The sequence below is a fragment of the Dietzia sp. DQ11-44 genome, from assembly GCF_014145205.1.
GTDB classification, from domain to species: Bacteria; Actinomycetota; Actinomycetes; order Mycobacteriales; family Mycobacteriaceae; genus Dietzia; species Dietzia natronolimnaea.
Genome location: NZ_JAALEC010000291.1, coordinates 1 through 3,823, shown reverse-complemented (window position 1 = coordinate 3,823; position 3,823 = coordinate 1). Strand labels below are relative to the sequence as shown.

The window sequence follows — 3,823 nt, the reverse complement described above, 5'->3', positions numbered from 1 at the left end:
CGTTGACCGCGGGGGGGACGGCCGGGTCGCCACCCGCACCGACCGACCGAGCTCCCGGGAACCCGGGGCCGGACGCGGGCTCCCGACCCGACGCCCAGGCCTTGGCGGCCCCGTTCGCCAGGACGTCCGCCTTCTCGTTGAGCTCGTGTCCTGCGTGACCCTTGACCCACTCGAAGGTGACCTCGCGGCCCTTCATCGCCTCGTCGAGCGCCTTCATGACCTCGACGTTGAGGACGGGCTTCCCGTCGGCCTTCTTCCAGCCCTTGCGCTTCCACCCGGCCATCCACTTTGTCACCGAGTTGATGACGTACTGCGAGTCGCACAGGATGTGCAGCGGCTCGGGGGAGTGCGCGGTCTGACGAAGAAGGTCCAGGACCGCGGTGAGCTCTCCCTGGTTGTTGGTGCCCCGTGTCCAACCGCCGCATCGCCACCGCGATTCGTCGATGTACCAGGCCCATCCGGCCGGGCCGGGGTTACCGAGAGCGGAGCCGTCCGCGGCGGCGATGATCGTCACATCGAGCGATCCTGCCACCGTGGCCGGGGGGAGGACCCACCGGCCACGGTCATCGGGTCACCAGCGGCCTCAACCGTTGAGGTCGCCGTCCTCGATACCGTCCAGGTCGATCGCGGGGGAGCGCTTGCGCTCGTCGAGGCGGGCGGCCCGGGCCGCCTCCCTCATCTCGATCCCGTCGGTGACGAAGTCGCCGACCTCCTTGGCGATGGAACCGACCGCGTCGGTGATGATGACGGCGATCCGGCCGACGAGGGACGCCCCCGCCTGGACACCTGCCTGGACCTGGTCCTTGTTGCGCTCGAAGTCGCTCATCGGATCCGCTCCCTTCGTCAGTGGTGTCCACGAAGGTACCCCGGCTCAGGCCGCGGGTGTCACCTTCCTGCGCTCGATGAGCACGGCCGGCGTGTCCGCCGGGGTGGGCGGCAGCGGCAGGGCCAACCGGAACATCTTGGACCAGACATTGGCCACCTGCTTCCACAACGGGCCGGTCGTGTAGGGAAGGCCGTGCTCCTCGCAGATCGCCCGGACCTCCTCGGCGATCTCCGGGTAGCGGTGAGCGGGCAGATCGGGGAAGAGGTGGTGCTCGATCTGGTGCGAGAGGTTGCCGGTGGCCAGGTGCATGAACGGGCTGCCCGAGATGTTGGCCGAGCCGAGCATCTGGCGCACATACCACTCGCCACGGGTCTCCTCGGCCGTCTCCTCCTGGGTGAAGACCTGGGCGCCGGAGGGGAAGTGCCCGCAGAAGATCACCGAGAACGCCCAGACGTTGCGGACGAGGTTGGCGGTGAGGTTCCCGGCGAAGGTGAGCGGGAACAGCGGCCCGGTGAGTGCCGGGTGGACGATGTAGTCCTTGGCGACCTGACCTCGCATCTTGCCCCACCAGCCGGCGAGCAGGCCCTTGACGTCCGACCACTTGCGCTTGCCCTTGAGCACGTTGTCGTACTCCAGGTCGTGGAGCATGACGCCCCACTCGAACGCCATCATGAGTCCGAACGCGTACAGCGGGTTACCCAGGCGCAGCGGGGTCCACTTCTGCTCGTACTCCATGCGCAGGATGCCGTATCCGATGTCGCGGTCGAGATCGAGGATGTTGGTGTGCGTGTGGTGCATGTAGTTGTGCGAGTGCCGCCACTGGTCGGACGGGCACACGTTGTCCCACTCGAAGCTGGACGAATGGAGCATGTCGTCGCGCATCCAGTCGTACTGGCCGTGCATGACGTTGTGGCCGATCTCCATGTTGTCGAGGATCTTGGAGGCGCTCAGCGCGGCCACCCCTGCGAGCCACGCGGGCGGCAGGAAGCCGAGGAACATCAGGGCGCGCCCGGTCAGCTCGAGTCGACGCTGCATGCGGACCACCCGGAGGATGTAGTCGCGGTCGGCGGTGCCCAGGTCGGCCACCACGCGGTCGCGGATGGCGTCGAGTTCACGGCCGATGATCTCCACCGACTCGGCGGACAGGACCACGGGCTCGGGGGCGGTGGCTTTCGGCTTGGAGGTCTTGGGCTTCGTGGAGCGGATGGTGGGGAGCTGCAGGAGGGTCATGACGGGAGTCCTTCCGGTCGTTCCGGTGGGTACGGGTCGGGTTGTGACGGTGTCGGGGGGTCTAGAGCTCGATCTCGACGTCGCCCACGGGCGCGGAGACACAGATCTGGACCAGGCAACCGGGCTCGGTGTCGACCTCGCCCGTCCTGAGGTCGCGGGTCGCGCCGGAGACCCGGACGGCGGTGCAGGTGTGGCAGATGCCCATCCGGCAGCCGTGCTTCGGGGACAGCCCCGCGGCCTCCGCGCCCTCCAGCAGCGTGGTGCCGGAGTTGTGGGCGGCGACACCGCTCCTGACGTGGGTGACGGTCCCGCCGTCGCCCTCGGGCACGGGTCCGTTGGAGGCGGTGAAGCGCTCGCGGAGGACGTCCCCGTAGCGCTCCGCTCCGAGGACGTCCGACAGGCCGTCGGCCAGGCCGTCGGGTCCACAGAGGAAGACGGTGGCGTCGGAGTGCCACGGTGCCACCTCGTCGAGGTGGCCCTCTGTCAGGTGGCCGACCAGGTCCCGCGACGACGGGTCGGAGGTGACTGACGGGTCCGGGTGGCCCGAGGTGTCTGACGGGTCCGGTGCCACGGTGGGGACCACCCGGACCTCGACACCGGCGCGCGAGAGTTCGCGGATCCGGTCGCGGAACGGCACGTCCTCGACCCGGCGGGCGTAGTGGAGCCACGCGACACGGCCGGTGGCCCCCTCCCCGCAGTGGCCCTCCCCGGCGAGGGTGGAGGCGATGGAGAGCATCGGGGTGATGCCGCTGCCGCCGCTGACCAACAGCACGTCGGTCGGGCGTGCGTCCGGGAGGGTGACCTCCCCGACGGGGTTCCCGAGGAGCAGTCGCATCCCGGGAGCGGCCTCGGACCACAGGTGTTCGGAGACCACGCCCCCCGGATGCCGGCGGACGGCGATCGTCGCCAGGCCGTCGGACCGCGCGGCGGAGTCCACCGGGGAGTAGTGACGGCGGTGGACGACGCCGTCGACCACCACGCCGATCTCGAGAGCGGCTCCGGGGGCGGGCCGGTCGACCCCGGCCGGGAGCCGGAGCGTGATGACGGTGACGTCGGAGACGGGCCGGTCGACGGCGACGACCGTCGCGCCGGTCGGGTCGTCGGACCAGCTCACTCCGAGTGAGCGGACGTAGTGCTCCACCGGGTGCGGGGTGAGCAGGGTGCGGGTGATCCCGCGGGAGAAGAGCCGGCTGATGGTCGGGGCGGTCATGAGGAACTCCGGAAGGTAGTGGTCGGTGTGGTCGTGCGCCGTCGGACGCGGCCTACTGCCGTGATGTGCGGTCCCGACCTCACGGTCGCGGCTGCACCACGGGGGCGTATCCGGCCGGTTCGACCACCGGACGAGTTTGAGTGTACATACGTTCTCTCAAATGGAAAGGGGCCCGCCGCTGTCACGTGGGTCACACTCCGACGGGGGGTTCCCCACATGCGGATACAGGCCTCAGGCGATAGCATCACGGGCGTGGCGACACCAGGTACCCGGGCGGAGCAGAAGCGGCACACACGTGCACTCATCGTTGCCGCGGGCCGCCACGCGGTGGCCACGCGGGGATTCTCCGGCCTGGTCGTCCGCGAGCTCGCACGCGAGGCGGGCATCGTCCCCACCGCGTTCTACCGGCACTTCGAGTCGGTGGACGCCCTGGCCACCGAGATCGCGGCGGGGGCTGCCGAGGCGCTGGGCGAGCTCGTCGACGACCTCGTCGCAGGGCCGGCATCGGATCCCGTCGTGGACTGGCCCGGTCGGGCCTCGGCCGCCGCCGTCCGGGA

5 protein-coding genes are annotated in these 3,823 nt (G+C 70.0%); 1 reads left to right on the top strand and 4 read right to left on the bottom strand.

The window, feature by feature from the left end:
• The 4 genes from G6018_RS08080 to G6018_RS08065 form a co-directional block, all read right to left on the bottom strand.
• The coding region (locus G6018_RS08080) for a ribonuclease HI (protein WP_182639346.1) at positions 1-514 on the bottom strand (514 nt) is incomplete at its 3' end.
• 69 nt (positions 515-583) lie between these two features.
• Positions 584-826 (bottom strand): hypothetical protein, encoded by a 243-nt coding sequence (locus G6018_RS08075; RefSeq protein ID WP_179524739.1) that lies wholly within the window; start codon positions 824-826, stop codon positions 584-586.
• Positions 827-871: 45 nt separating this feature from the next.
• On the bottom strand, positions 872-2,056 hold the full coding sequence (locus G6018_RS08070; RefSeq protein ID WP_182639345.1) for an acyl-CoA desaturase: 1,185 nt from the start codon (positions 2,054-2,056) through the stop codon (positions 872-874).
• A gap of 61 nt (positions 2,057-2,117) precedes the next feature.
• Positions 2,118-3,266: an iron-sulfur cluster-binding domain-containing protein gene (locus tag G6018_RS08065; protein WP_179524741.1), complete on the bottom strand. Its 1,149-nt coding sequence runs from the start codon at positions 3,264-3,266 to the stop codon at positions 2,118-2,120.
• Positions 3,267-3,518: 252 nt separating this feature from the next.
• On the opposite strand from G6018_RS08065, the gene G6018_RS17365 reads away from it, so the two are divergent.
• The coding region (locus G6018_RS17365; protein WP_182639344.1) for a TetR family transcriptional regulator at positions 3,519-3,823 on the top strand (305 nt) is incomplete at its 3' end.

Bases quoted from the DNA above. Each gene is read 5' to 3' on its own strand.
- G6018_RS08075 (WP_179524739.1), bottom strand. From the start codon at position 826: ATGAGCGACTTCGAGCGCAACAAGGACCAGGTCCAGGCAGGTGTCCAG.
- G6018_RS08070 (WP_182639345.1), bottom strand. From the start codon at position 2,056: ATGACCCTCCTGCAGCTCCCCACCATCCGCTCCACGAAGCCCAAGACC.
- G6018_RS08065 (WP_179524741.1), bottom strand. From the start codon at position 3,266: ATGACCGCCCCGACCATCAGCCGGCTCTTCTCCCGCGGGATCACCCGC.